This is a genomic window from Microcoleus sp. B9-D4, from assembly GCF_036705105.1.
GTDB lineage: Bacteria > Cyanobacteriota > Cyanobacteriia > Cyanobacteriales > Microcoleaceae > Microcoleus.
On sequence record NZ_JAUBTS010000004.1, the window covers coordinates 131,627 to 157,396 of the forward strand.

At 45.1% G+C, this 25,770-nt stretch carries 22 protein-coding genes and 1 pseudogene; 14 read left to right on the forward strand and 9 right to left on the reverse strand.

What is annotated here, in order from left to right:
- Positions 1-98 precede the first annotated feature (98 nt).
- The 3 genes from QUB24_RS03800 (at position 99) to urtE (ending at position 2,667) form a co-directional block, all read left to right on the forward strand.
- Entirely contained in the window at positions 99-827 is a 729-nt protein-coding gene (locus QUB24_RS03800; protein WP_333150795.1) for a TIGR00266 family protein, read from the forward strand.
- Between the two features lie 179 nt (positions 828-1,006).
- Positions 1,007-1,753, forward strand: coding sequence for an urea ABC transporter ATP-binding protein UrtD (gene urtD / locus QUB24_RS03805; RefSeq protein ID WP_333150797.1), 747 nt, complete (start codon positions 1,007-1,009; stop codon positions 1,751-1,753).
- Between the two features lie 215 nt (positions 1,754-1,968).
- On the forward strand, positions 1,969-2,667 hold the full coding sequence (gene urtE, locus QUB24_RS03810) for an urea ABC transporter ATP-binding subunit UrtE (protein WP_333150800.1): 699 nt from the start codon (positions 1,969-1,971) through the stop codon (positions 2,665-2,667).
- 198 nt (positions 2,668-2,865) lie between these two features.
- Here the strand turns inward: urtE and QUB24_RS03815 are convergent, their stop codons facing one another.
- On the reverse strand, positions 2,866-3,588 hold the full coding sequence (locus tag QUB24_RS03815; protein WP_333150802.1) for a pentapeptide repeat-containing protein: 723 nt from the start codon (positions 3,586-3,588) through the stop codon (positions 2,866-2,868).
- A 185-nt stretch (positions 3,589-3,773) separates the two neighbouring features.
- Here QUB24_RS03815 and QUB24_RS03820 point away from each other — a divergent pair, with 185 nt between their 5' ends.
- The 5 genes and pseudogenes from QUB24_RS03820 to QUB24_RS03840 all read left to right on the forward strand — a co-directional run bounded on the left by QUB24_RS03820 (position 3,774) and on the right by QUB24_RS03840 (position 11,225).
- A complete protein-coding gene (locus QUB24_RS03820; protein ID WP_333055594.1) occupies positions 3,774-4,451 on the forward strand; it encodes a response regulator transcription factor in 678 nt (225 codons plus the stop codon).
- Positions 4,417-5,814, forward strand: coding sequence for a HAMP domain-containing sensor histidine kinase (locus tag QUB24_RS03825; RefSeq protein ID WP_333150804.1), 1,398 nt, complete (start codon positions 4,417-4,419; stop codon positions 5,812-5,814). The genes QUB24_RS03820 and QUB24_RS03825 overlap by 35 nt, the downstream gene beginning before the upstream one ends.
- A 46-nt stretch (positions 5,815-5,860) precedes the next feature.
- On the forward strand, positions 5,861-6,136 hold the full coding sequence (locus tag QUB24_RS03830) for a hypothetical protein (protein ID WP_333150806.1): 276 nt from the start codon (positions 5,861-5,863) through the stop codon (positions 6,134-6,136).
- Between the two features lie 113 nt (positions 6,137-6,249).
- Positions 6,250-7,476: pseudogene (locus QUB24_RS03835) on the forward strand (ISAs1 family transposase).
- Positions 7,477-7,733: 257 nt separating this feature from the next.
- Complete coding sequence (locus QUB24_RS03840; RefSeq protein WP_333150808.1) at positions 7,734-11,225, forward strand: helicase-related protein; 3,492 nt, start codon at positions 7,734-7,736, stop codon at positions 11,223-11,225.
- Positions 11,226-11,243: 18 nt separating this feature from the next.
- Here QUB24_RS03840 and QUB24_RS03845 read toward each other — a convergent pair whose 3' ends face one another.
- From QUB24_RS03845 to QUB24_RS03855, 3 genes are all read right to left on the reverse strand, one after another.
- Complete coding sequence (locus QUB24_RS03845; protein WP_333150810.1) at positions 11,244-12,854, reverse strand: protein kinase domain-containing protein; 1,611 nt, start codon at positions 12,852-12,854, stop codon at positions 11,244-11,246.
- Positions 12,855-13,009: 155 nt separating this feature from the next.
- The gene (locus QUB24_RS03850; RefSeq protein WP_333150812.1) at positions 13,010-13,795 is read right to left on the reverse strand and encodes a PP2C family serine/threonine-protein phosphatase; all 786 of its coding nucleotides are present in this window, start codon (positions 13,793-13,795) and stop codon (positions 13,010-13,012) included.
- A gap of 16 nt (positions 13,796-13,811) precedes the next feature.
- Positions 13,812-14,468, reverse strand: coding sequence for a VWA domain-containing protein (locus tag QUB24_RS03855; protein WP_332955871.1), 657 nt, complete (start codon positions 14,466-14,468; stop codon positions 13,812-13,814).
- A 463-nt stretch (positions 14,469-14,931) separates the two neighbouring features.
- On the opposite strand from QUB24_RS03855, the gene QUB24_RS03860 reads away from it, so the two are divergent.
- The 4 genes from QUB24_RS03860 (at position 14,932) to QUB24_RS03875 (ending at position 17,796) form a co-directional block, all read left to right on the forward strand.
- A complete protein-coding gene (locus QUB24_RS03860) occupies positions 14,932-15,387 on the forward strand; it encodes a helix-turn-helix domain-containing protein (protein WP_333057162.1) in 456 nt (151 codons plus the stop codon).
- 156 nt (positions 15,388-15,543) lie between these two features.
- Positions 15,544-15,714 carry a hypothetical protein gene (locus tag QUB24_RS03865; protein WP_333150815.1) on the forward strand — a complete coding sequence of 57 codons (171 nt, stop codon included), beginning with the start codon at positions 15,544-15,546 and terminating at the stop codon, positions 15,712-15,714.
- Entirely contained in the window at positions 15,677-16,903 is a 1,227-nt protein-coding gene (locus tag QUB24_RS03870; protein WP_333150817.1) for a serine hydrolase, read from the forward strand. The genes QUB24_RS03865 and QUB24_RS03870 overlap by 38 nt, the downstream gene beginning before the upstream one ends.
- A 56-nt stretch (positions 16,904-16,959) precedes the next feature.
- Positions 16,960-17,796 carry an alpha/beta hydrolase gene (locus QUB24_RS03875; RefSeq protein ID WP_333150819.1) on the forward strand — a complete coding sequence of 279 codons (837 nt, stop codon included), beginning with the start codon at positions 16,960-16,962 and terminating at the stop codon, positions 17,794-17,796.
- A gap of 128 nt (positions 17,797-17,924) precedes the next feature.
- Here the strand turns inward: QUB24_RS03875 and QUB24_RS03880 are convergent, their stop codons facing one another.
- The 5 genes from QUB24_RS03880 to carA form a co-directional block, all read right to left on the reverse strand.
- Positions 17,925-18,203 carry a DUF1816 domain-containing protein gene (locus QUB24_RS03880; RefSeq protein WP_333150821.1) on the reverse strand — a complete coding sequence of 93 codons (279 nt, stop codon included), beginning with the start codon at positions 18,201-18,203 and terminating at the stop codon, positions 17,925-17,927.
- 296 nt (positions 18,204-18,499) lie between these two features.
- A complete protein-coding gene (gene rlmB / locus QUB24_RS03885; protein WP_333150823.1) occupies positions 18,500-19,891 on the reverse strand; it encodes a 23S rRNA (guanosine(2251)-2'-O)-methyltransferase RlmB in 1,392 nt (463 codons plus the stop codon).
- 254 nt (positions 19,892-20,145) lie between these two features.
- Positions 20,146-20,601, reverse strand: a complete 456-nt coding sequence (locus tag QUB24_RS03890; RefSeq protein ID WP_333150826.1) for a ribonuclease III domain-containing protein — start codon at positions 20,599-20,601, stop codon at positions 20,146-20,148.
- A 383-nt stretch (positions 20,602-20,984) separates the two neighbouring features.
- The gene (locus tag QUB24_RS03895) at positions 20,985-21,341 is read right to left on the reverse strand and encodes an STAS domain-containing protein (protein WP_333037230.1); all 357 of its coding nucleotides are present in this window, start codon (positions 21,339-21,341) and stop codon (positions 20,985-20,987) included.
- A gap of 181 nt (positions 21,342-21,522) precedes the next feature.
- Entirely contained in the window at positions 21,523-22,680 is a 1,158-nt protein-coding gene (gene carA, locus QUB24_RS03900; protein WP_333150828.1) for a glutamine-hydrolyzing carbamoyl-phosphate synthase small subunit, read from the reverse strand.
- A 455-nt stretch (positions 22,681-23,135) separates the two neighbouring features.
- Between carA and QUB24_RS03905 the strand changes: the two genes are divergently transcribed.
- Both QUB24_RS03905 and QUB24_RS03910 read left to right on the forward strand, forming a co-directional pair.
- Positions 23,136-23,780, forward strand: a complete 645-nt coding sequence (locus QUB24_RS03905) for a retropepsin-like aspartic protease (protein WP_333150830.1) — start codon at positions 23,136-23,138, stop codon at positions 23,778-23,780.
- 480 nt (positions 23,781-24,260) lie between these two features.
- A complete protein-coding gene (locus QUB24_RS03910) occupies positions 24,261-25,379 on the forward strand; it encodes a mechanosensitive ion channel domain-containing protein (protein WP_333150833.1) in 1,119 nt (372 codons plus the stop codon).
- The last annotated feature ends 391 nt before the right edge of the window (positions 25,380-25,770 follow it).

Sequence of the window (25,770 nt, forward strand, 5' to 3'; positions counted from 1 at the left end):
AACGCTGTGTTTATCTCTGTCTGAGGAAACGTAATATATATGTACCTACTTAGATATTCGTAGCAAGTAGCTTCGTTCTTTAACTTGAGGGGCAACATATGGCAGATATTATTGACTACAAAATCTACGGCGACGATTTGCAGCTCATCGAGATTGAACTCGACCCCAAAGAAGGCGTCAGGGCTGAAGCTGGAACCATGACATACATGGAAGGCGACATCCAAATGCAAACATCCACAGGTGGCGGCTTATTTCAAGGTTTCAAACGGATGCTGACAGGAGCTGGTTTTTTCATTACCACCTTTGTCAACGCCGGAAATCGCAAGGCCCGCGTCGCTTTTGCCGCCCCCTATCCGGGTAAAGTAATTCCCCTCGATTTAGGCCAACTTGGCGGTAAATTTTTGTGTCAAAAAGACTCATTTCTCTGTGCGGCCAACGGCATTGAAATTGAGGTAGCATTTACCAAGCGGCTCGGTGCCGGTTTCTTTGGTGGAGAAGGTTTTATTCTGCAAAAATTGCAGGGTGACGGGCTAGCTTTTGTTCATGCGGGAGGAACAATAGTTGAGAAAAATTTGGCAGTTGGCGAAGTGTTGCGAGCGGACACTGGTTGTTTGGTAGCTTTTGCGCCGACTGTAGATTACGATATTCAGTTTGTGGGCGGGTTTAAAAATGCTCTATTTGGTGGTGAAGGCTTGTTTTTAGTTAAGCTAACCGGGCCTGGAAAAGTGTATTTGCAAAGTCTGCCGCTCTCGAAGTTAGCTGAGCGAATTATGGCAGCTTCTCCACCTCCAATGTCGAGCAGTTCGAGCAGTTTTAGTTTAGAGTAAAATAACCGTTTATGTGCTTGTGTAGGGTGCGTCAGCCCGCAGATTTCTTGGCTTACCCAGAGACTTTTAACTGACGCACCTTCTCAGAGAAAATCAGCGCTGTCAGGTGCGTCAGCCCACAGATTTTCCGGCTTACCCAGAGACTGTTAACTGACGCACCCTACCCGGAGAAATCACCTATGAATGGAAAAGTATTAGAAATAGAAAACTTGACTGTGAGTTTTGATGGTTTTAAAGCCATCAACGGTTTAAATTTCAGCATGGATGCGGGCGAAATGCGAGTTATTATTGGCCCCAATGGTGCGGGTAAAACAACTTTTCTAGATTCAATTACCGGGAAGGTGCAGCCGACAGAGGGCAGGGTGTTATTTAAGGGACAAAATTTACGAAAGTTGTCGGAAGATAGGATTTCGCGCTTGGGAATTGGCCGCAAGTTTCAGACGCCGCGAGTTTACTTGAATTTAACGCCACGCGAAAATTTGGAATTGTCTTGCAGCCGCCATAAAAATGTTTTTTCGACTTTGTTTCAGCCTGCTTCTGCTGCTGAAAAACGCACGGTTTCTGGTTTGTTAGAAACAATTGGTTTAGTTGCTAAGGCTGATATTTCGGCGGGTTTGCTTTCTCACGGGGAAAAGCAATGGTTGGAAATTGGAATGTTGGTGGCTCAATCTCCTGATTTGTTGTTGGTAGATGAACCTGTGGCGGGTTTGACGGATGAGGAAACGATGTTAACTGGAGAGCTGCTGATTTCATTGGCCGAAAGTCATTCGGTGTTGGTAATTGAACACGATATGGAGTTTGTGCGGCAAATTGCGCGACAGGTGACGGTGTTGCATCAGGGTGCGGTTTTGTGTGAGGGGACTATGGATGAGGTGCAAAATGACGATCGGGTAATTGAGGTATATTTGGGCAAACCGGAAGAGTAATAAGTCATTAGTCATTAGTCATTAGTCATTAGTCATTAGTCATTAGTTAGTTGACTGTTTCCGATTATATCAAATCCGTTGGCATCGGAATTATTCATCTCTCTCTTCCCTTTCTCTGTATCCTCTGTGTCCTCTGCGGTTTAATCATTCCGATACAAGCAGAATGGATACTAGGGATTGCCAATTACCAATTATTCATTACCAATCCAAAGAATATGCTACAAGTATCTAATTTGAATGTTTACTACGGCGAAAGTCACATTTTGCGCGATGTCGATTTAAGCGTTATGGCGGGGCAAATGGTTTGCTTGATCGGCCGCAATGGTGTGGGCAAAACTACGATGCTAAAAACGATTATGGGGTTGCTGCAACCGCGCAGTGGCACTATTGCTTTTGGCGGAGAATCTATTGCTTCTAAGTTGACTTACCAGCGGGCTAGATTAGGCATTGGTTATGTGCCTCAAGGGCGTGAAGTTATTCCACGTTTGACTGTAAAAGAAAATCTTTTGTTAGGTTTGGAAGCGAAACCAAGCAAAACCAAAAATCCTGAAGTTCCTGATGAAATTTTTGAGTTATTTCCGGTTTTGAAAACTATGCTCGATCGCCTGGGAGGTGATTTGAGCGGGGGACAGCAGCAGCAGTTAGCTATTGCTAGGGCTTTGATGGGTGAGCCGCAGTTGCTGGTTTTGGATGAACCTACGGAGGGGATTCAACCATCGATTATTTTAGATATTGAAGCTGCGGTGCGCCGCGTGGTTGCGACTAGGGGGATTTCTGTTTTGTTGGTGGAGCAACATTTGCATTTTGTGCGGCAGGCTGACTGGTATTATGCTATGCAAAAAGGCGGGATTGTGGCTTCTGGAAGCACTAGCGAGTTAAGTGATGAGGTGATTCAGAGGTTTTTGGCTGTTTGATTCAGAAGGAAGGCATGACACGGATTTGGACACGGATACACGGCTTAATTAACAATCTGGAAACGAGGCAGAGCCTCTAGATATTTATTCCCAGGCAGAGCCTGGAAGGAGGCAGAGCCTGGAAGGGATGCAGTCGGCGCACCATCCCCACTTTGTGGGACAAGAAGCGATTTCAATCGCGCCGGAAACGAGACTATATTATTGATTTTTTCTGCCGTCTGGCATTGTGGTGCCGGCCATGCTTGCTCGATCGATAGTAGCGCCATCTATATTAGCATTGCGGAGGTTGGCATCGGAAAGATTGGCATCCCTCAAGTCGGAAAATCGCAGGTCTGCACCGTCTAGATTTGTCTTTGTCAAGTTAGCTTTTCTGAGGTTAGCGTTGCTGATTCTCGCTCCAACTAATTCGGCTCCGCTTAAGTTTGTGCGAGCTAAATTGGTGTTGACAAAATCTGAGATCTCGAACCGACTACCGCTGAGGTTGGCATCTGATAAATCTGCTCCTGTCAGGATGGGATTTTTTAAGTTAATGTTAACTAATTTTACGGCTCGGAGGTCGCAGCGGGAGCAGCTTTGAGTTAGCAGCAGCGTTTCGACGTTGGCGTTGATTTGGTCGATTTGTTGCTGGGAGAAATTTTCGGCAAATTCTGGGGAGACGTAGCCGAGCTTTTTGGGGTCGTTTGCTTTTGGTTGGGGTGTTTGGATTGGGGGTGTTTGGATTTGTTGGGGTGTTGAAATTGGTTGGGGTGTTTGTGGTTGGGGTGTTGGGATGGGTTGGGGTGTTGGGATGGGTTGGGGTGTTGGGATGGGTTGGGGTGTTTCTATTTGCCCGATCGCACTTAGTTGCAAGCCCACCTTCGGCAGTTCGAGAGTTCCTACAAAAATTAGTAGGGCGATCGATAATATTGTGATTTTTCTCATAAATAAATAACAAGAGTGCAAAAATACCATTGATATTGTATGATACTCCGAAAAGCGAACGCCCTACATTGAGATAAATAAATCTCAACTTAGATCAAATACTTCGGAACCGTCTGGTGTGCCAATTATCTTTTATATTGCTGTTTAGCAGTCAGTATTTAGCAGTCAGTATTTAGCAGCGAGCTATGAAGATTCTGTTAGTAGAAGATGACTATCGCATTGCCCAAGCATTAGCAGAAGCCCTCACCGACCAACATTATGCCGTAGATATAGCCGCCGACGGTCAAGAAGGTTGGAACTTTGCAGAAGCTTTTACTTATGACTTAATTCTGCTAGATGTGATGCTGCCAAAATTAGATGGAATTAGCCTTTGTCAGCGCTTGCGCCGACAAGGTTTAAAAACCCCCGTGTTAATGCTAACAGCCAGAGACACCAGCAATGATAAAGTCATGGGATTAGATGCGGGAGCCGATGATTATGTCGTTAAACCTTTTGATTTGCCCGAATTAGCAGCAAGAATTAGAGCCTTACTGCGGCGGGGAAGTACAACTTTACCACCAGTATTAGAGTGGGAAAATCTGCGTTTAAACCCGAATACCTGCGAAGTTACTTATCGCGATAATTTGCTGCATCTTACACCAAAGGAGTACAGTTTGCTAGAATTATTCCTGCGAACAGGAGGGCGCGTTTTAACACGGAGTGCTATCCTAGACCATATATGGGCTTTTGAAGACTCGCCAGGAGAAGAAACCGTAAAAGTTCATCTCCGGGGTTTGCGGCAAAAACTGAAAGCTGCAGGTGCACCAGCTAATTTTATTGAGACTATTTATGGCATCGGTTATCGGCTCAACCAAAACCTCTAATCCCCAATTTCAAGCTTTGGGATGGCGTTTATTGCTATCTTACTTAACAGTGATGGTAGCTATTTTAGGAACTTCTGCTATTGCTGTTTATGAATTATTTGCCAGCAGTCTGTATCAAGAATTAGACCAGCGATTGGAGGTTTTGGCTCAAGCAGCTTCTCACAGTTTAGTTGCGATCGAAAAGCAGCATATTTCAGAAAATCCAGAAAAAAAAGGCGATGAATCTGACCAAGAAAGTGAACAGCGCAATGATGATATTCAAATTGAACTCCATCGCAAAAAAGTAACGCGCCAGTTAGATAAAGACGGAGACTTAGACATTCCCTGGCAAAATCTGCGGGAACCAGATCAAGCTGTAGAATGGTTTAATGAAGCAGGTAAAATGTTAGGAAATTCCGGCAATACTTTACCGCCAGTACCGATAAAATCGGGTTTCCAAACCATACAAAACGGGCAAATTCGCTCGGCGACCATTCCAGTTTACATTTCTTATGATAATAAAAAGCAAGAATTAAAAGGTTATATTCGCACCAGCGAATCTACTAAAGAAGTCGAAGAAGTTCTCAGCAGACTCCGCTGGAATTTGGGTTATGGGAGTATTATTGTTATGAGCTTGACTGCGGTTGGTGGTTTGTGGCTGACTAAGCAATCTCTCAAGCCAATTGAGGATAGTTTTCAGCAGTTAAAACAATTCACTGCTGATGCTTCCCATGAGTTGAGAAGTCCGCTGACAGCGATTAAAACTTCTGTGGAAGTTATGCAGAGTCATCCAGAGAGAATTCATGCAGCGGATGTTAAGAAAATGGCGGCGATCGCCTCTGCTACTAAACAGATGACTCAGTTAGTTGAAGACTTACTTTTATTAACTAGAATGGATGCACCAGCAGCCAAGATCGCCCGCGAGTGGATAGCGGTGCCGTTAGATGAACTATTAGAGGATTTGCTAGATTTGTGGGAACTGCAAGCTCAAGAAAAGCAAATTATTCTCAAGTCAAATTTAGCCATTAATACGTCTGTAATGGGAGATGCTGCACAGCTAACTCGTTTGTTTTCCAACTTGCTCGGAAACGCAATTCATTACACACCAGCGGGCGGAAGTGTGACTGTTTCTCTGAGCAGACAGAACCGATCGACAATTGTGAGTGTAGAGGATACTGGTATCGGCATTGCTCCAGAAGATGTCAAGTTAGTTTTCGACAGATTTTGGAGAGCCGATCGAGCCAGAAATCGCCGTGAAGGGGGTTTGGGGATGGGATTGGCGATCGCCCAAGCAATTGTCCAAAGCCACCGAGGAGACATTAGCGTTACCAGTCAGCTAGGAGTAGGTAGCTGTTTTCAAGTAAAATTATCCTCAGTAGCTTAAGAGTTGATATTAATATAAAACCTTAACTCTTCTTCCCAGATTTTCCTTGTTCACCGCTTTCTCCAATGCTGAATTTGTTGATGGCAAGTTAACAGCAGGTTGGTACACCCAAAAAGTAAAAAATAACGCTCAACTAAAAAATTATGCGGCTCCCACTCAAGAACTCAGAAATTTAGTCAACCAAGCAGTAAAACGAAATTCTTTATTCCAAATAGCGGCGCGCCCTAAAGCGATGCGTCCGATTATGTTTAGTCGCTATCAGGGAGGAATGTACTACGGAACACATATTGATAACAGGGTAAGCTCATCTAATTTGGTATAAATTGTACTTGACAAAAAGCCGCCAATAGGATCTATATCTGTGCACCGAACTCAAACCTATAATCAAGTTTGACTCTTAACAAAGTCAATCAAGTTGAAACGGAGTTAAAGACAATGACAAATGGTTTTGCACCTAGATTGAAACTCGCTGTAAAATCTCAAGCTAAAAGAGCAGAAAAACGACATTTAACACCTCGCTCGCGAAATCCAAGCCAATTTATTGAATTATGTAGCAGAGCTCCCCGACCCCAGAGTTCAAAGAACCCAAAAACAGTTATTAAAAGATATTTTAGTAATCTCTATTTTAGCCGTCATTAGCGGTGCCGAAGGTTGGGAAGACATGGAAAATTATGGCATCGCTAAACAACAATGGTTAGAGGAATTTCTCGAATTACCCAATGGTATCCCGAGTGATGATACTTTTCGACGAGTCTTTGAAAGAATTAATCCTGATGATGAGAGAACAATGTTTAGCGAAGTGGCTTCAAAGTATGCTTGGTTCGATAGTTGGCGAGATTATCCCCATCGATGGCAAAAGTGTTAGAGGTTCTTATGACCGTAATCAAGGCGTAAAAGCTTTGCATTTGGTCACGGCTTGGGCAAGTGAACAGCGTTTAGTTTTAGGGCAAGTTAAAGTTGAGGATCATTCCAACGAGATTACGGCAATTCCGGCACTCTTAGAATTATTAGACCTGACCGGGGCGATCGTTACCATTGATGCGATGGGAACGCAAACCGAGATTGTGAAACAAATTCGCCACAAAAAAGCTGATTATATTGTATCTCTTAAAGCCAATCATCCCACTTTATATTCTCAGGTTAAAGAATGGTTTGATACCAGAAGAGCTAATAACTTTGAAGGCATTAACGTTAGTTATAACCAACAGATTGAAAAGGGACACCATCGCACTGAAAAACGTTATGTTTGGGCTGTTCCTTTAGAGGCTTTCGGTGGTCTTTATCAACAAGACCCGTGGTCGGGACTGCAAACCATCGTCATTATTGAAAGAATCCGCCATCTTTGGAACAAAACGACTCATGAAGTCCAATTTTATCTGACTTCTCTGCCGGCGGATGCTCAAGTTCTTGGTCGTGCCATTCGTCAACATTGGACGATTGAGAACCAAGTTCATTGGACTTTAGATGTCACGTTCCATGAGGATCAATGTCGGATTCGTTCAGGTCATAGTCAAGAGTAATTTTGCTATCCTGAGACGGATAGCACTTAACGCTCTTAATCAGGAGAAAACATTGCAGCGTAGTCTTCGTCAAAAAATCAAACAGGCTTCTATGAATAATGATTATATGATGACTGTTCTCAACTCCTTTTGTCAAGCTTGATTGAGATGCTCTTACCCTGCATTAAAAACCCCTATTTATTACTCCCAAATCACCTATGCAATTAGAAGACTATTTTAATTTCATATACCTTTTGAAGTGGATTGAGGAGTGCCGCTGCAACAATGATCTTTTGTGGCTGTGCATTGCCCAGTGCAAATCCGGTAGCCACTCGACTTTTTGTGACGCTGGAGTATCCTTAAGCACATAAATTTATTTACAAGCTTTTCACAATTCATAAGGGACTGAGCGCACTCATCATGGCTAAACTTGAGGAATTAAGCGAAGGGTTTAAGCTTAAAGGAATTCTACCGAACACCACAGTCACGGTAGAACGTGTCTCCAGGTGTGGAGCCGATGCTGTCACACTAATATATCGAGCTGATGACAGCGGTAATCTAGGAGATCGCGTCCTGTATCGTTCAGACGAGGCACAATTAGAACTTATCACTCAAAAATATCCTTGGCCGTTCGATGCTGATGGGGCTTTATTTCGCCTAGTTTCGGAAGCCCTCCGAATTGACTTTGCCCATCTATTCGATCGATTTTTGGCTATTCATACCTCAAAAGTCGAGCCGTATCCCCACCAAATCACGGCAGTTTATGAAGAAATGCTACCACGTCAACCTTTGCGCTTCTTGCTGGCTGACGATCCAGGTGCAGGCAAAACCATCATGGCCGGGTTGTTGATTAAAGAGTTAATGATGCGCGGTGATTTGCAGCGGTGTCTAATTGTTGTTCCTGGCAACTTAGTAACCCAGTGGAAACTAGAACTCCAGAAGAAATTTGAGCTAAATTTTGAAATTATTAGTAACGACCACATCAAGACCACACTCACAGAAAACGTTTTTGAAAATATGCGCTTGGTCATTGCTAGGGTAGATAAATTAAAACGAGATAAATCGAGTCAAGAGAAAAAACTTCAAGAAAATATCAAGTCAATTGAATGGGATTTAATTATCTGCGATGAAGCTCACAAAATGTCTGCCTCTTTCTCCGGGGGTGAAGTGAAAGAAACTAAACGTTACAAGCTTGGAAAGATCCTATCAGATAGTAAAACTACCCGCCATTTTTTATTGATGACTGCTACGCCTCATAACGGCAAAGAAGAAGATTTTCAACTGTTTATGGGGCTGCTAGACCCCGATCGCTTCGAGGGCAAGTTTCGTAATGGCGTTCATTATGCAGACACCTCTGACATGATGCGACGGATGCTAAAAGAAGACTTAGTAGATTTGGAAGGCAAGCCTCTGTTGCCACAACGTTTATCTTACTCTTTAGCTTATCATCTATCATATTTGGAAGAGCTGCTTTATAAACAAGTGACTGAATATGTAGAAAAAGAATTCAATAGGGCTGATAAACTAGAGAAGGGACGCAAGACGAGCATCGGTTTTGCCCTAACAATTTTACAGCGACGACTGGCATCATCCCCAGAAGCAATTTACCAGTCTTTGCAAGGGCGACGGGAGCGATTGGAAAATAAATTGCGTCAAAAAGAAGATTTTCTGAAGACACTCACTTGTCCCGATTCAGAGGATTTAGAAGATTTTCTATCTCAAGAAATAGAAAATCTGGAAGATGAATTTGTAGATCAAGCTACAGCCGCTTCAACTATTGCGGAACTTTTAGCTGAAATTAATAAGCTAGAAAAATTGGTACAATTGGCACAAGAAGTGCGAAAAAGCGGTACTGATACAAAATGGGAAGAGCTTTCTAAGCTATTTAAAAATAATCCAGAAATGTTTAATTCTCAGGGACAAAGGCGCAAAATTATTGTGTTTACTGAACATCGCGCTACTTTGAACTATTTGGTACTCCGTGTCAGAAAAATTATAGGTGAACAAGCAGTTGTTGCCATTCATGGCGGTGTTAAACAAGAAGATCGTCAAAAAATACAGGAGGCATTTAACCAAAATCCTACGGTGCAAGTTTTAGTGGCTAATGATGCTGCGGGTGAAGGGATTAACCTCCATGAATCTTGCCATTTAATGATTAATTATGATTTGCCCTGGAATCCCAATCGACTAGAACAGCGATTTGGGCGCATTCACCGGATTGGTCAAACAGAAATATGCCATCTCTGGAACTTGGTAGCAGTAAATACACGAGAGGGAAAAGTGTTCCAAACGGTGCTGGAAAAATTAGAAGTGGCGCGAAAAGCATTAGGAGGTAAAGTTTTTGATGTCTTAGGAGAGGCGATCGATGGTAAACAACTAGAGAAACTTTTAATTGAGGCTATCCGCTATGGTGATAGACCCGACAACCAAGCGAAACTAGAGCAAGATATTGAGGACAAACTTAATCTAGAGAACCTTCAAAAGATCTTAGAAAAACGGTCACTTTATCATAACTTAATGGACAATTCTAAGCTGCGTGAAATTTATGAAAATATTGAACGCGCAGAAGTGCATAAGCTACAACCCCACTTTATAATAGACTTTTTTGTAGCAGGCTTTCGGCTGCTTGGAGGTAAAATACAGGGAGGTGAATTGGGACGTTATGAAATAGTAGCTCCTATTCCAAGTAGTCTCCGCAACCGATTACCTAAGTCTTACCGTCACATTTGTTTTGAAAAAGCTCAAGCTCGTCTTCGGGGTAAACTAGATGCTGAGTTTATCTATCCCGGTCATCCACTCTTAAATCACACAATAGATTTAATTTTGGAACCATATCGTGCTTTATTAAAACAAGGATGTATCCTTGTGGATGAGAATGACTTGACTGAACAAGTTCGCATTTTAGTGTACCTAGAACATTCTATTGAAGATGCTCGTAAGGACAAGTCTGACCATTTCAGAGTTGTATCTAGGCAGATGCAGTATGTAGAGATTGACTCAGAAGGTAACGCTAAAAATGCAGGTCACGCACCCTATTTAGATTACCGACCTTTGCAGCAATCCGAACAATCTTTGCTACCCCAGATATTAAACATATTGATGAATCAATCTTCAATCCTACAGAAAGGGATTGATGAACAAGCGCAACATTATGCCATTCAACACCTAGTTCCCCGGCATAAAGAGCAAGTGCAACAGCAGCGGACGGAGCGGATTAATAAGACAATAGAAGCTGTAAAAGAGCGACTGACTACAGAAATTAACTACTATGAGAATCGAGCCGAAAAATTTCGACTAAAAATTGGATTGCAGGCGACTGCACAACCCAATTACGATAATGCTCGTCGGAGAGCAGAAGAACTAAAAGCACGCCGGGAAAAGCGACTGGCAGAGTTAGAGCAAGAGCGTAATATATCAGCTAAACCGCCAGTGGTTTTGGGCGGTGCATTGATTGTACCTGTGGCTTTGATCCAGCATTTGAAAGGGGAAACTCAACAAACTCCAGGTAATTTCGCTATAGAAAAACAGCAAGTAGAGAATCTGGCTATGCAAGCAGTGATGGCAGCGGAACGAAAGCAGGGATTTGAGCCAAGGGATGTAAGTGCTGACAAGTGCGGTTATGATATTGAATCGCGCATCCCCGGCACGAATCGGCTGCGTTTTATTGAAGTCAAAGGTCGAATTCGGGGTGCGAGTACGGTGACAGTCACGAAAAATGAAATTATCACAGCTTTGAATAAACCTGATAGTTATATCTTGGCTTTGGTGGAAGTTTCTGAGTCAACACAATTATCTCTGAATGATTTTACTTTGCGTTATGTTCAGCGTCCATTTCAGCAAAAGCCAGATTTTGCAGTGACAAGCGTGAATTATAGCTGGTCGGAACTTTGGTCTAGGGCAACCTTAGTTTAAGTAATCCCTAGCAGGCAATTAAACACCGAGTCTTTTAGCTTCTAGGAAATCCTTAGTCGCTTTTAATTGATCCCCAACCCTTTGGTGGGCAATACCACGGTAGTAGTAGGCAATACCATAGTCTCGTTTGAGCAAGAGAGCTTGGTCATAACATTGAATTGCTGCCCAATAATTTCTTTGTCGGGCATGAACTCTACCTTGTCTGCATAAAGATATTTCTTGATTCTCTGTCTCAAAAAGAAGGTTATTAGTAGTTTGGGCTGTTTTAGCTGTTGCAGGAGGTTGATTAGGTGCTGCTTTAATAGGTTTTGTTTGAAAAGTTGCTTCATTAGAAGCTTGCCCAAGTAACCTTTTAGCTTCACCTTCAGCGAGTAGCTCTAGTTGAGCAGGATCTTCTAATATAACTTGAGTAAAGCAACGTTTTTTAGCTTGATAAATATCCAAAAGACCAGTAATTTTTATAAATTGACGGTTCCAAGTTTTTAATTCTTCGGGTTTTATTCCTTGAATTTGGGCTAATTTATCCAAGCCTTGTCCCGAAATTACTATCCTAAAACTACCATCTTTGCAGCTTGAAGATGTAGGATTATCAAAATTAATATAGAAAGACTGATGTTGATTATTTTGAATATTATCAATCGTGCTAAAGGCTCGACCTACAACGGTAATCTTTTCCCCCTTTTGCTTAAGCAACTCTGGTACATTATCGGCTGCAAAAACTTTTGATTGTGAGGGGGGTACAGTAGCAGTAGGCTGTATTTTGACCCTGGGAACACCCGGAAAAATATCGACTCCTTGTTGGGCCGCCCGATCGCACCAATAGCATTTACCATAACTTTTGCTGTAGTAATGGTTGGTAATCTGGTCACACTCGGCTAAATCAGCGATCGCAACTTCCAGTGCTTTGTACCATTCCCCAGCAGTGGGTCGCAAATGTGGTTTTGTATGCCCATCATTAAAGCATCTAAGAAAGCATCGCTGAATCTCAGGATGCACAATATTTAAGGGAATTGTCAATGGCCCAGGCTGGATCAAACTGTTTGGGGCATAAGGCCAAAATCCTTGGCGAATTAGTTCACTCGGTGCCGGCGAATCTCCTTCTTTTACCCATTTTCCTTTAAAGGGCTCAGCGCCAAACAGCAACAGGTAAACAATTACTGCCAATCGAAAACGGTCGTGGACTTCTGTTTGATCTGTAATATGAAAATCTTTATCTAACAGTTCTACAGGGGTGAAGCCTTCTGTACCCACCAAGCAGCGATACACCTCGTCTGTATTAGGATGGCGAACCTGAAAAGAATCTGTATCAATAATCGAAGGTAAAGTACGATTATTAACCAGAATATTTTGTGGCTTAATGTCACCTAAAACATAACCTTTGTCATGAATTAATTGAATAAATGAGGCGATATTTAGCGCTGTCGTGTAGAGGAAATACCAATTAACCTCAAGCTTCAGCATCTTACGACGCTGTGGATTATACACATCTAGTAATTCTTTTGCATCTTTGATCTCTGGCATTAAAAAGCCTAACACCGAACCATTCCGATCGGTCAGTAGTTCCTGGGGCCAAGCAAAAGAAATATGATTGAGATGTGAGTTAAGCTCTGTGGGTGGGTTCGCTACCATGACTTCCAGCTTCTTAACGCGCTCGTGGTGTGAAGAGTGATAAATCTTGGCGAGATAGCCATTGCGATCTGTTTTCCAAACGGTTCCTTCACCACTGCTGGCTATTTGTTCGACTAGAGCGATCGATTGACCTGTACTGGCACAAATAAGAACTGTCATTTCACTTTACTATCGTCATAGAGGCACAAAAGCAAGGTTTTATCGTCGTCAGTTTTAGCATTTAGCCTTTCAGAGTCAAGGAAATTTTTAATATATTCGTCTTCCTGCTCTGGATGACTGGTTTCTACCATATATTCTTCTAGTGGCTGGAAAAAAGGCGGAAAAGGTGTCCAGTCACTCATCCGAATCGCTACTCGCTCCAGTCCATCTGTTGATGCACAAATAAACTTTTGCTGACCTGGTAAAACACGCACACGCATCTCATTTAAGGCATTTGCCGAGGTGACAAATGTTGTCTCATTAATAAATTCTCCTTTGTCTGGGGTAAAAAGTAGTTGATCTTCTCCTTCCCGAAGACGCGCCACTATGAATCCATCTCCAATCTGCATGGCAGCAACCCAATTCGGAGTAGCCAAAAATACTAATAAAGTACAAGCTAAGTCATTAACTGAGTAATCGCTACTGGCTGCTCGTTCTTGCAAAGCTTTTACTACTTCTTTTAAAGTATTTGCAAATATTGTTCTAGCTTGTTCATCAGGGAGAGGTTGAGGGGCGCAATGTAAATAAAGGGTGTACTCTCCAAGCTGCAAGAGTTCATTAAGTGCTGTCTCGACCGTCAACTTGGCACCTACATCAGAATGTTTAGCGCTACCAGCCCCATCCGCAATAGCCCCCAAGATTACGTTGTGGCAGATGATAAATTGTCCGTAATCTTGGCAGGGTAACTGCTGTTTTTTATGGCTGGTTCCTGTTGCCGAACGTGCGATCGCTTTCCAATCCACAAAATATCCTCAGTATCTAGGTAGTAATTTGACCCCATCCGACAGGTGGCAACGCCACAGCCACTCCTATCTTCTCACTCGAAACCCGTTTCATCGAGGTACTCAACCACACAAACAGAGAGCGAAAATCTAGACCATTCAACATTATAGGTGGACGTTCTGGCGGGGCAATTTGTGCGAGAATTTTCGTATTTGCGTCCTTCACGCCAACCGCAAAGAAACAGAGTCGGCGCTTTGCCTCATCCTCCCGCACGCGCTGCGCTGCCAATTGCCAGCAATCAGACGGCGCTCCATCTGTAATTAAGAAGATCCAAGGGCGATAATACTGAATACCGTTGGCTTTGTAAGTCTCCTTGCGGGCTTCGAGTCGATCCAAAGCGCAATCAATAGCCTCACCTATTGGAGTGAAGCCACTAGCTTCCAGTCGTGGCGGTGTGAAGTGGTCAATGGTTGCGAAATCTTGTATCAGACGCACTGGGCCGAAGGTGATTATCGCTACCTCGACACTCAGGGAGGCTTTCGTATCTTTCAGTACGTCCTCCTTAAAAGCCGCAATCCCTCGATTCAACTCCTGAATCGGCTCTCCCGCCATAGAGCCAGATGTATCGAGCAACAGGAGGACTGGACAGCGATTTTCCGGGTTCTCAACAAATTCAGGCAATCCTACAGGCATCCACTACCCCCACTAGAACAAAATTAGTGATAGTTTTATTCTACAGGAAGAAGACCTTGGGTAATAAGCTGCTATGTATCTAATTTGACAGTCAATTTGTATGAGATTCTTGTGGGATGGGCAGGATGCCCATCTCTGTATTCGATTTATATGCGATTCAGCTTATCTACCCCTCTAAGCTAGGAGTACGTTCATCGACTAGAGTTTCCAAGAAAGTTCTAGTTTATACCACCTAAACATATTACCAGCCCACAAAAATAGAACAGCCGCCGTGCCTATCCCCACCCCGACCGAGGTGGGGATAGGCACGGTTAATATTTGTCAATCCGCGTCCAGCCGCCGACCTCTGCGCTAAACAAAGCTAGGTATTTGCCACCACGATCCCCAGGAAAATAATTTCATCCGGAATTATCCCCAAAACCCAAGATATATGGTAAGAAGTTCCCGATGCCCCGTTGGAGGAATGCCACCTAAAGCTCACTTAGAATCCCACCTGACGGCAGAGGAACTCAAAATTCGCTACCGGCAGGCACAAAACACCACAGAGTCGCGCCGCTGGCACTTGCTGCTGTTAGTGTCCCGAAATTGGACTATCAAACAAGCAGCCCAAGTCGTAGGCCTCAACTACGACTACGCCAAAGAAATTGTCCAGCGCTATAACCGAGAAGGGCCTAACTCTGTGAGAAATCGCAGCGGAGACCGCCAGCCCCCTCCTGCAAAATCCTTGCTGAATCCTGAACAGCAAGAAGAACTGCGACAAGCGCTGCTAGGCCCTGCCCCCGACGGCGGAGACTGGACAGGCCCCAAAGTCGCTCGCTGGATTGCCGAAAAGATTGGTAGCGATCATGTCTGGCCCCAACGCGGCTGGGATTACCTCAAGCGGTTGGGTGCTGACTGGCGACGGCGGCGCAGAAAGTAGATAGTCCGCAATATTTAGAGGGGGTTGATTGCCTTCGTGCGATCGCTCCCTTTATTTTAGTTATCTTGCCACATTGGCGCGATCAAAACCCTTTTAGATTTTAGATTTTAGATTGAAGAAAAAATCTAAAATCTAAAATCTAAAATCTAAAATCGTTTGACTGATGTAACAATAGCTGCTTATATTGAATGTGGTGGTGTTGAGGATGTTAAATATGCGAGATATCAGGTGTTTTTTGTCGATCGCCAACAAGATGGCGGCAGTAGTAGCCGGCATTGGACTGGTTCAGATGTTAACCATCGCAAGTTCATTCTCTCAATCATCTAACCCGCGTTCCCTAGACGAACTCTACAAAATTCGCGATGGGCTGATCGCCGAATTAGAACAACCCTCCTCTCCCTCCCCAGAACCAACCCTCCTCTCCCGCTTAGTTCCCCTCACCGCCAATCCTCAAGAACAACTGCTACAGCAGTTGCAAGCGGTGGAAGCTCAAATATTAGTAGAACAGAGAGCTAACGACAACTTACAGCAAGCAGTCCGTTTAGCCAACCGAGCCCTAGAAACTAAACAGCAGCCCAATAAGTCGATCGAATCTTCGCAGCAAACTCAATTTTTCTGGCATCAAGCCCTCAACAACTTGCAGGAAGTTCCTCAAAATTCATTTTTAGCTTCCCTCACTGCCTCAAAAACTCAAGAATACCGGGAAAATTTAACAGCAGCAACCTTTCAAGTGCAGCAAGCAAAATCGGATTTTTTGGGTGTGCTTGCCAGGGAAAGCGGTTTGTCGGCTCAAGCTTCGATCGGCATTTGCAACCTTTCTAGAGAATGCGTAAACATCCGGGGCGATGTACCTCCTGTCAGTCCAGCCAGCTTAATTAAATTGCCGATTGCTGTCGCCCTGATGCAAAAAGTCGAAAGAGAAAAAATTAGTCTGAACCAGGAAGTATTAGTCAGTCGTGGTAATTTCACCGAAGACGCATCGGCAAAGATTACGTCCAATCGCAATTACCCGCTACAGCTACTGTTAGAAGAAATGATCTATCGCAGCAGCAATATCGCCACCAATCAACTGATAGATTATTTGGGTTCCGATTACATCAATCAATATTTAGATAATAGCGGCTACGAAGTCACCCGCGTCAACTTCAAATTAATGGGGGAAAGAATTATGCCCTCCAACCCCGGTTCAGGTCGCAACCGCCTGACTGCTAACGAACTCACCGAAATGATGGTGCAAATTTACAACGGCGAAACACCCGGTGCTAAACTATTAATAGAAACTCTCAACCGCCAGTACGATCACGCTCTGGGATTTGCCGCCTTACAAGGAACTAAAGCTCAGTGGTTGGGCGAAAAAACCGGTCAAAATTCCAAGGTGCTCGGTACAACTTTAGCTATGAGCATTGACGACGAGGCCTATGTGATTACTGTGATTGACAGCCGCAGCGGCGAGCTACAAATGCGCCAGTCTATTTCTAAAATTGCCGATTACATTGTCCGAAACCCCAGCTTTTAACGGCTGGAATATACCATTTATAGCGCGGGACAGCGCACCGCCCAAACTGTTAAAAAATGCCGCATCAACAACTCAGTGTTTCCGTCAAAGGCAAAGGATTTCCTATTCTCTGCTTGCACGGTCATCCAGGTTCCGGCGATTGTATGTCGGTCTTTACAGAACACCTATCAAAGCGGTTCCAGACGATCGCCCCAGACTTGCGCGGATACGGCAACAGCCGCACCTCAACTTCCTTTGAAATGACCGATCATCTGGTCGATTTAGAAGCACTATTAGACAAATTAGGAGTCGATCGGTGTTTGGTGATCGGATGGTCTTTGGGAGGGATTTTAGCCCTGGAATTAGCCATGAAATATCCCCAGCGAGTCACCGGTTTGATTGTACTCGCATCCGCAGCCAAACCGCGAGGAAGTCATCCTCCCATCTCTTGGCAAGATAACCTTTACACCGGTTTAGCCGGAATTATCAATTGGGTGATACCGGGTTGGCAGTGGAATATTGATACTTTTGCTAGACGATCGCTCTTTCGCTACTTGATACAGCAGCATAATGCCACCCCTTACCGCTACTTAGCACAGGCAGGTACCCCCGCCTACCTCAAGACTTCCAACACGGCCACAAAGGCGTTAAATACCGCTCTGAGGGCTGGATACGATCGACTGCTGCACCTGCACGACATTCATTGTCCCAGCTTGGTGTTGGCCGGAGAAGGCGATCGGCACATCACCTCAGCATCCAGTTTAGAAACCGCCCGCCACCTCCACGATTGTCAGTGGCAGTGCTATCCCAATACAGCCCACTTGTTCCCTTGGGAAATTCCCGATCGGGTACTCGCAGACATCGATCGCTGGATAGAGAGTCACCCCGAAGCAGTGGGCAATTGCGAGTGTTGAGTTTGGAGTTTGTCAGAAGCAATTAATCACCCAACACTCAACAGTTTTGAAGTTATAACTCACAACTCAAAACCGCACAGCGTTGCGAGGGAAGCGTAGGCCTCTCAAAACTCAAAACTCCGCTGCTTCTACTGACCGCTCAAAACCGGCCACAGCCCTCCATCACCAAGCTTTCCCAAATCTTCTGCAACCGTCAAAGTAATTGGTTTGCAGCGGTGAATCGAAACACTAACACCTTCTGCCCCCTCATTTTCTATATCTTCTACATATCCTGCTTTTGCAGCTTCCGCCTCTCCATTGGTTAAGAACGGGCCAAAATAGTAAATGCACCGCGGCGCTGAAGTTTTAACTTCAACCCACCAAGCCAATCCGAAAAAGTTGAGCAAGCTAATCAAGAATTCTTTCATGTGCTTTTCTAATGTATTTGACGGTGTTTTCAGGGTGCTGCGAACACGCCTAGGCTTTTGTTATTTACACGTGGCTGACTGCTGCCAAGAACCGATCCAAACCTATTTAAAGCTGATATCTAAATAGATTGGTGTCGAATTCTTGTTTGAACCTAGGGGGCAGGCCCCTTCTACTTTCGCCTGAACAAGTAACGACAGTCGATCAGCTATCCTTACTTGTTCCGGGTGTCGTGCCACTCCATGCTGGGCGGCATTGACAATAAACTACTCTGTTGTGCTCTTTTTTTCAACCACCTTTACGATCCGTGTACGTGAAACTTTTTGGGTCCGCGCTGGCGGTAAATTTCGTATAAAGCCATCCCCGTTGCTACCGAGACATTCAGGCTAGGAGTATGACCCCTTAAAGGAATTGAAACTAATCCGTCACATCCGCGCTGTATCAAAAGGCTCAAACCGTCAGCTTCACCACCTACCACTAAAACAGTGGGCCCGGAGAACTTGACTGTCTCTATAGATTGACCGACGCCTGCTGCAGTGCCATAAATCCAGAATCCAGCCTCTTTGAGTTCTTCCAGCGCCCGGTTAAGATTGACAACCCTCGCCACAGGCAGACTTTCCAATGCCCCTGCTGCCACTTTTCTCACTGCTGAGGTAATCCCAACCGCCCGCCGCTGCGGAATCACCATGCCCTGAGAGCCCAATGCTTCTGCGGTGCGAATAATCGCCCCTAGATTGTGCGGGTCGTTGAGTCCTTCTGCTACCACAATTACTGGATCTTCGCAAGCCGACTTAGCCTTTGCGATCAGTTCGCTCAAATCCAGGTATTCGTAGGCTGATACTTGAGCGGCTACGCCTTGGTGGTTTGCTTTGCGCGTGATGTAGTCGAGGCGCAAATCGTCAACTTCGTCAATGATGCTGCCGTTGGCTTTGGCTTCGGTTAGCAAGCTGTGAAAGCGGGGATCGTAGCGCAGGTGGGGGACAACCCAGATCCGGTTGAGGACTTGGTTTGTTTCTAAAGCTGCTTGCACCGCATGGCGGCCGTAAATCATGTCGTCTGTGTCTGCGTCTGGTTGCACGACTGTATTTGAGGCACTGTCAATAGGGCGAGTGTCTCTGTCTTTGTCTCTGTCTCTGAAATGGTTGCCCCGGAATTCCTGCGGGCTATTGTCTTTGTCTCTGTCTTTGTAATAATTGCCCCTGGATTCCTGCGGACTGCTGTCTCTGTTTCTGTCTCGGAAATTGTTGCGGGCCGGCTGCGGGCTGCTGTCTCTGTCTCTGTCTCTGTCTCGGAAATTGTTGCGGGCCGGCTGGGGGCTGCTGTCTCTGTCTCTGTCTCGGAAATTGTTGCGGGCCGGCTGGGGGCTGCTGTCTCTGTCTCTGTCTTGGTAATAATTGCCGCGGGATTCCTGCGGGCTGCTGTCTCTGTCTTTGAAATGATTATTTCTGCGAATTTCCGGTTGGCTGTCGGAATCGACTCTCCGTTTGAAAATTGCTCTCACGGGCATTTCTCGCGATTGCGGGGCGAAGGTCGATCGCTTTTGAGGCGCGTCTACTCCGCGAGTATCGGGACGGGGCTTGCGTTCAAAGCGGGGAGAGGATGGTTGTGAGTCCTGACGGCGGCCTTCGCTTTTGAATGGCTTGCTGTCGGAATTCGATCGCGAAAAGTTGGGTTTGGTAAATTTTCTCATTGGTTTCTTGTGGTCAAAATGTTTTGGCTGAAGGCTAATCGATTGTAGATTGTAGATGTGAGATTCTTGATTGAGGGAGCAATCTTTGGGCTTTAAGATTTGAGATAGTCTAGCGAGGGAGCAAGGATTTTGCTGTGTTCCAATTGCTAGTTAATAACTGATAAATCCTGTTTTGCCGATCGAGATTTTTGCGGTTTTATGTTAGCCGTGCCAGGATGGTTAATTACTCCCTCCTCCTTCCCAACTCTTAACTGCTAAATCATTTCATTCTCAAGTTCTAAAAGTGCCAGAATCTCGGTCAATCTTTCGGGATCGGTGAGGTACAAATATCCGATCAAAGTTTCTAAGCTGCTGGCTTGTTGGTATATCTCTGGATCTGCTCGCTTGGAACGGCCCGCTGCAGCATTGCGGCCGCGCTTGACAATTGCTAATTCTGTACTGTTCAAGTAAGGAGAGAGCGATCGCAAATGACGCGCTTGAGTTTCGGCTCGTACTTGCCCCACCACCAATTCGTGATAAGCTTGCAATCTTTTGGGCGGCACTAAGTACGAACTCCGAACGTATAGTTCGTACACTGCATCTCCCAAATATGCCCAGGCTGCGGGCGAAATTCTTTCTATTTCTGCTGGTGTAGCCCTCGCAGGATGCACTCGATTTAAACTGATATCCGTCAGACTCAGTTTGAGTCCGTCATCTGCGATCGGCGACATACTTTTTTAAATAAAACTTCCGCACAGCTTGGTTTTTCTAGTCACTTACTTATTTCGTCTTTCGTTACTTCAGCAATTATAGCTTTCACAGGAGTGTGCGCTGTCCGATCGCGAAGCGAGATATATAGGCAAAGGTTGGCGTGACGATCGCACTCCTAAAAAAGGCTTTTTACCAAATCGGGATGCTCTAATTTTTATACCATTTTTCCGCGTGTTTGCCACACATATTTTACTGCCCATCCGCCGAAACTCTAAGCATCGGGGAAATAGCGGCTGGCGCGTGTCGCAGCTTCTGGGAACATCGGTATTGTTTTACCCGCACAAAAATAAAAATTTGCTATCCAGCGTTGAGAACCGGATAGCTAATTTAACTCACTTTGGCGTCAAGCATCCTTGACGTTTTTTACCGCCTCATCAACCGAAGGCTGCAAAGACAAAAATTTCTCTAAGCGAACCAGTTTAACAGTCTGAGTTACGCGGGGATTTGAGACAATTTGCAATGTCCCTTCCAAGGTTTGGGCTTTTTTGACAAGCTGCACAAGTGCGCCCAAGCCTGAACTATCCACAAAGTCTATCTGAGACAAGTCCAAAATTACGTGTTTTGGGCCCTCGTCAATACATTTGCTTATTACCTTCCGAAAAGTTGCCTCAGAAAAAGCGTCCAGCAGGCCAGTCAGGCGAAATAACTGATAGTTATTCTTGACTTCGCGAGTGCCTCTGAGGCTAACGGTCAGGGTCAATGACTCAGGAATGACACCCTCCTAGCTAGATATGGCTTAAAGTCGAGGCTTCATTATAGGAGTTTTTTGGTCTTTTGTCTACAGTTTTTTAGTCATTACTCATTAGTCATTGGTCATTAGTCAGAAGCGATCGACACAAACAGCCTCTGATGACTACTGACTAATGACTAATGAGTAATGACTACTTACTGCTGGCTACTTTCTGATTGTCTCGCATTGACTGCACGAATCGATCGAATAAATAATCGGCGTCGTGCGGGCCCGGACTGGCTTCTGGGTGGTACTGCACTGAGAACAGCGGCAGGGTTTTATGCTTCAATCCGGCTACGGTGCGATCGTTCAAATTGAGATGAGTAATCTCTACTTCGGGGGCTAGGGAATCGGGGTCGATCGCAAAACCATGATTTTGGCTAGTAATTTCTACTTGCTCAGTTAAACCCGCTGGATGATTCAATCCCCGATGGCCGAACTTAAGTTTAAAAGTTTCTGCACCCAAGGAAAGTCCCAAAATTTGGTGTCCCATGCAGATACCGAATACGGGTTTGTCCGACTTTAACAAAGCTTTCGCAGTCGCGATCCCTTCCGTTACCGCCGCCGGATCTCCAGGGCCGTTGGACAGAAAAATGCCGTCCGGGTTGTATTTGAGGATTTCCTCCGGCGAGGTGTCAGCGGGGACAACGATGACCCGACACCCGTAACTCGCCAGACGGCGCAGGATGTTGCGCTTGATCCCAAAGTCTAGCGCTACTACCGTCCACATTTTGCCGTTAGCAGGTTTGACTGTAGGACTGAACTCCCAAACCGAGTCCGTGGCTTCAGACCACTCGTAAACCTCGCGAGTGGTGACTTCCCGAACCAGATTCAGCCCGTCCATGCTGGGGGCATCTTGTACTAGCTCCAAAAGCTCTGCCTGGTCGAGAATCGTGGTCGAAATGCCACCGTTGATCGCTCCCACCGTGCGAATTTTGCGAGTCAGGGCGCGGGTGTCGATCCCGTAAATTCCGGGGATATCGTACTGTTTCAGGTAGTCTTGCAGAGATTGCGAACAGCGCCAGTTGCTGGGTCGGCTGCATACGTTGCGGGCGATCGCACCCCGAACTTGCGGGCGCGAGGATTCTTCGTCTTCAAGATTTACCCCGGTATTGCCCAATTCTGGATAAGTAAAAGTTACAATTTGACCGCAATAGCTGGGATCTGTCAATACTTCTTGGTAGCCCGTCATTCCCGTATTAAATACTACCTCGCCAACGACGGTGGCGTCAGCGCCAAACGACCAGCCGCGGTAAGCAGTACCGTCAGCCAGGACTAGGAGAGCGGGTTGTGCAGTTGAAAGTGACATGGCATCCTTAATTCTTTCGTTTGGTTTAATTCTTACCACTGCCAGGGATTTGATGCTAGCCGGCAATATACAGATATTATTTGAATTTGTGCAATGGTTCGGAAAAGCAAGGCACTGATGCCGGAGGCAGAAGCAACAGGTAATCAAAAAGCAGCAACAAGTGCAAATTCTCCATCTCCTCCCGCGCCCAGGGCTGTTTCATTCTCGCTCCGGGGCAAACCCTCGTGAAGAGCCCCGATGCCTGAAACGCCCATTCGATCATCGGTGGGGGGGTAGGCACGGGGAGTAGGGGTCGCACTACCCCTACAAAACCATGATTTTCCTGAGAATGAAACCACCCTGCCTCCGCGCCAGCAATTTATCTGCCAGCAGCTTAGGATGCGGGCGGAAATTCCATATATATACCAAAAGGCAGTTGTCGCTGTTACGATCGAGCTACTGCGTTTAATCAAACTATGGCCAGCAAATCTCCCTTGCCTTTACTCTCAAACTCAAAAAAGCCTCTACCGATCCCTCAAAACCTGCGCCAACCTTTACTGGTTTTAGCAGGGGTTATTTCTCTGAGCAGTTCAATTTTAGTAGGAAGTGTTGCCAACTCCTCGCCAGCAGTGGCTCAAGAAAGTGAGGGATGCTTCATGCGGAGCTCGTCAGGCCGAACCGTCAACCTCAGCCAATCAGTCTGCGGTTTTCTCCCCAAAGAATTGACTCCCCCCACTTCGGCGGCGGCAAAGTCGGGAGTGTTTCAGGCAAAAATCAAACGCCGAGAGGCTAATATCCCCGTCATAGAAGTCACGTTTAACGGCAAACAAAAGTTCGAGATGATGGTAGATTCTGGAGCTAGTGGCACAGTAATTACACCAGCAATGGCTAAAGCCTTGGGCGTTGTTCTCCAGGGAACAGTGCAAGCACAAACTCCCAACGGAGTGGCTACTTTTCCCCTCGGTCGCCTGAGTTCTATGGAAGCAGGTGGTCTAGCTGTTAACAATGTAGTTGTCGCAGTCTCGCCATCCCTAGATATCGGACTGTTGGGTCACGACTTTTTTGGTAATAAAGATGTGACTATTAAGCAAGATGTCATTGAATTTCGATCGCGATCGTGAAATACCCAAATTCCGCACCCCCCAACTGGTACATACAGGAATTAAGCGAGTCAAATTGAATCAGTCGAGAGCCTAGTAAGTAAAAACACCCAAAAATCTCTGTCACGATCGCATTATCCAGTTGGGGATTCCTAAAAATTGACAGTCAGGGCATAAGTTAAATTCTCTTAATCCATAGAATTTGTAGTAAGATTTTTCCCAGTATCATCCGGGAGTCCTGTCGATATAACGGGTTCGTAGCCTTTTGGGAACCATGCCGAGTGCCTTCAACAGGTCTCCCCAGAAGACGGACTCAAGCCGGAGTGGACTCTCCACCGAACCCACCGACACCTAGAGCGCGATCTGTCCAATGGCGATCGAGGTGGCGAAGTGAGGAGTCCCGCCCAACCAGGGAGAGGATGGCATTTCTCCATCCTCTCCCTGGTTTTCGCAATAGTTTCTTGGTCAAGTAGAAAAACTCAATTACCAGTTGTTTAACCTATGGAATCAGTTTGGAATACGCTAAAAAATATCAATTACTCCGGCATACCGATCGCTAAAATCGCTGCTGTTATAATTATCCTGACCTTGACACAGACATTAAGGAGATTTTTTGTTGCAGTCATTGTTAAAAGCATTGAGGGTTTTACTAGCAAAACCAAAACTACACTTGATGATGAGTTGATTGCAATTATTAAGCCGGCTTTAAGTTGGCTGATGTTGATTGGTGGATTTTGGATGAGTAAAGAAATTCTGGCAGATAACTTAGGTTCTCAACTCAACCTAACAATCGGCACTACGCTCAACTATATAGTCATTTTTATAGTTGCTTATGTTGTTTACCGAGGCTCTTCTCTTTTGGGTCATGTAATAGCCAACATAGTGCTGCACACCGAAACAGAGCTTGATGAATTGCTAAGACCTTTAATGCCAAAGATTTTTCAATCCGCAGCAATTATTGTATTGACGCTCAAGATAAGTGAGATATTTTTAGGGCAATCTGCCGCTGCATTGGTTGGTCTCTTAGGCGGTGCTGGCATCACTTTTGGTTTGCTGTTGAAGGATATTGTTTATGATTGGTTTTGTACATTAATTATTTACTCCGATAAGCTCTATCGAGAAGGTGACTGGGTGGGAATATCAGGAGTAGATGGTTTTGTGCAGATATTAAGTATCGGATTCAGAACCACAACTCTGCATATAACTAAGTGGGGTTCTATCGTTAAAATGCCTAATTCCAAAATGATTTCTGGAATTGTTGAAAATTGGTCACAAAATTCAGGTAAAGAATTAAAATGGGGCTTAGTTTTAACTCTCAAAATTGACGGCATTTCGGCACGACAAACTGCCCAAATTTGTGATAGTCTCCAAGAATTACCGAAGTCAATTCAGGGCTTGTCTCCATCCTGTACGGTGCGTTTTAAACAAATTGAAAAAAATGCCCGTGTTATTGAAATTATGACATTCGTTAATGATGATAATTTCTACTTTGATGCTGAGAAAAACTTAAATCTAGCGATACTAGAATTACTAGAAAAAGAGGGAATTGATTTCCTTCATGTGGAACTTAGAACTGAGCCGGAAAAATACAAACGGACCCAGCAAGCAACCAACAATTGAGCATTCATATCGAGTTGTTAATTTTGAGCAACTGTTTTCTAAATCAGATGCTGCGATCGCGGCTTAAAATCGGGTGAAATACAGCACAGCCGTAACCAGACCGGATATCTGTACTTCACTCGCCTCAGTAATGCTAAATCGCCTGCTGTTCTCCCGACAACTTAAGCCCAAATATACAGCATATTCCATGTATATGTGATACACACAATCTTGCGATTGCCCGTGTAAGGTGCGTCGCCACCCGTAAATCGGGAAGTTATATCCCAATACGGTTCAGTTAAGCCCGATCTCCCTGGCGCACCCCGAATCGTTGCGGGGGGACAAGAATTTACTCAAAGTCCCCCGACTATCAGGGGGATGCGAGGGGGATCTCCGAAGAATAAACAGTTTT

Bases quoted from the DNA above. Each gene is read 5' to 3' on its own strand.
- QUB24_RS03800 (WP_333150795.1), top strand. From the start codon at position 99: ATGGCAGATATTATTGACTACAAAATCTACGGCGACGATTTGCAGCTC.
- urtD (WP_333150797.1), top strand. From the start codon at position 1,007: ATGAATGGAAAAGTATTAGAAATAGAAAACTTGACTGTGAGTTTTGAT.
- urtE (WP_333150800.1), top strand. From the start codon at position 1,969: ATGCTACAAGTATCTAATTTGAATGTTTACTACGGCGAAAGTCACATT.
- QUB24_RS03815 (WP_333150802.1), bottom strand. From the start codon at position 3,588: ATGAGAAAAATCACAATATTATCGATCGCCCTACTAATTTTTGTAGGA.
- QUB24_RS03820 (WP_333055594.1), top strand. From the start codon at position 3,774: ATGAAGATTCTGTTAGTAGAAGATGACTATCGCATTGCCCAAGCATTA.
- QUB24_RS03825 (WP_333150804.1), top strand. From the start codon at position 4,417: ATGGCATCGGTTATCGGCTCAACCAAAACCTCTAATCCCCAATTTCAA.
- QUB24_RS03840 (WP_333150808.1), top strand. From the start codon at position 7,734: ATGGCTAAACTTGAGGAATTAAGCGAAGGGTTTAAGCTTAAAGGAATT.
- QUB24_RS03845 (WP_333150810.1), bottom strand. From the start codon at position 12,854: ATGGTAGCGAACCCACCCACAGAGCTTAACTCACATCTCAATCATATT.
- QUB24_RS03855 (WP_332955871.1), bottom strand. From the start codon at position 14,468: ATGCCTGTAGGATTGCCTGAATTTGTTGAGAACCCGGAAAATCGCTGT.
- QUB24_RS03860 (WP_333057162.1), top strand. From the start codon at position 14,932: ATGCCACCTAAAGCTCACTTAGAATCCCACCTGACGGCAGAGGAACTC.
- QUB24_RS03870 (WP_333150817.1), top strand. From the start codon at position 15,677: ATGTTAACCATCGCAAGTTCATTCTCTCAATCATCTAACCCGCGTTCC.
- QUB24_RS03875 (WP_333150819.1), top strand. From the start codon at position 16,960: ATGCCGCATCAACAACTCAGTGTTTCCGTCAAAGGCAAAGGATTTCCT.
- QUB24_RS03880 (WP_333150821.1), bottom strand. From the start codon at position 18,203: ATGAAAGAATTCTTGATTAGCTTGCTCAACTTTTTCGGATTGGCTTGG.
- rlmB (WP_333150823.1), bottom strand. From the start codon at position 19,891: ATGAGAAAATTTACCAAACCCAACTTTTCGCGATCGAATTCCGACAGC.
- QUB24_RS03890 (WP_333150826.1), bottom strand. From the start codon at position 20,601: ATGTCGCCGATCGCAGATGACGGACTCAAACTGAGTCTGACGGATATC.
- carA (WP_333150828.1), bottom strand. From the start codon at position 22,680: ATGTCACTTTCAACTGCACAACCCGCTCTCCTAGTCCTGGCTGACGGT.
- QUB24_RS03905 (WP_333150830.1), top strand. From the start codon at position 23,136: ATGGCCAGCAAATCTCCCTTGCCTTTACTCTCAAACTCAAAAAAGCCT.
- QUB24_RS03910 (WP_333150833.1), top strand. From the start codon at position 24,261: ATGGAATCAGTTTGGAATACGCTAAAAAATATCAATTACTCCGGCATA.